Annotated in this window: 2 pseudogenes; both read left to right on the forward strand. The window is 74.4% G+C overall.

Annotation, left to right across the window (positions count from 1 at the left end):
- A pseudogene (locus FUT87_RS24230) lies at positions 1–457 on the forward strand (L-seryl-tRNA(Sec) selenium transferase); the annotation flags it as partial.
- Between the two features lie 259 nt (positions 458–716).
- A pseudogene (locus tag FUT87_RS31485) lies at positions 717–1,325 on the forward strand (GTP-binding protein); the annotation flags it as partial.

Genomic DNA, 1,325 nt, shown 5'->3' on the forward strand with positions numbered 1-1,325 from the left:
GCTGTCCAAGCTCCCGCTGGCGGCGCTGGAGGCGACCTTGCGGCTGTACCTGCGGCCGGACCGGCTGACGCAGGACCTGCCGACGCTGCGGCTGCTGACCCGCCCGGTCGATCAGATCGAGGCGCAGGCCGACCGGCTGCTGGCGCGCGTCCAGGCCGCGGTCGCGCCGCGCTTCGCGGTGCGGGTGAGCACGATGCGCGGACAGATCGGCTCGGGGTCGCTGCCGGTGGAGACGCTGCCGTCGGCGGGGCTGGTGCTGACGCCGCAACTGCCGGGCAAGCGCGGCGTGGGACGCGCGCTCGACGAGCTGCAGACCGCGCTGCGCGCGCTGCCGCTGCCGGTGATCGCGCGGGTGCAGTCGGACGAGCTCTGGCTGGACCTGCGCTGCCTGGACGAGGCGCGCGAGGAGGCGGCGTTCATCGAGCAGCTCGCGCAGCTGAAGGAGTCGCTCGCGTGATCGTCGGGACCGCCGGCCACATCGACCATGGCAAGACGACGCTGGTGAAGGCGCTCACCGGCGTCGACACCGACCGCCTGCCCGAAGAGAAGCGGCGCGGGATCAGCATCGCGCTGGGGTATGCGTATCTGGACCTTGTTCCCGGCCAGGGGTGGGGCGAAGGCCAGGGCGTGGGCGGCGAGGGGGGCGAGGGGGCGACGGTGCCGGCCGGCGCATCGGTTTCGTCGACGTGCCCGGGCATGAGCGCCTGGTGCACACGATGCTCTCCGGCGCGACCGGCATCGACCATGCGCTGCTGCTGGTGGCCGCCGATGACGGCGCATGCCGCAGACCCGCGAGCACCTGGCGCTGCTGTCGCTGCTGGGCCTGGAGCGGGCCACCATCGCGCTGACCAAATGCGATCGGGTGGACGCCGCGACCCGTGCGCGTCGGCATGACGAGATCCGGGCGCTTGTGGCGGACACGGCGCTCGCGGGCGCGCCGATCTTCGAGGTCGCCGCGACAACGGGCGCCGGCGTGCGCCCGCTACGCGAGCACCTGATCGCCGAAGCCGCGGCGCTGCCGCCGCGCGTGGGGGCTGGGCTGGGTTTCCGGCTCGCGGTCGATCGGGTGTTCAGCCTGTCGGGCGTCGGGACTGTCTGCACGGGGACCGCGCATGCGGGCGAGCTGGCCGTCGGCGACGAGCTCGTGGTGCTGCCGCCCGCGCCGGGCCAGGCGCCGCTGCGCGCGCGGGGTGCGCAGCCTGCATGCGCAGAACGCGGTGGCGGTCAAGGCGTCGGCCGGGCAGCGCGTGGCGATCGGCTTGGTCGGGCTCGAGAAGGAGGAGGTCGGACACGGACAGTGGCTGGCCGCGCCGGAAGTCGCCCAG

The sequence above is a fragment of the Mitsuaria sp. TWR114 genome, from assembly GCF_007997345.1.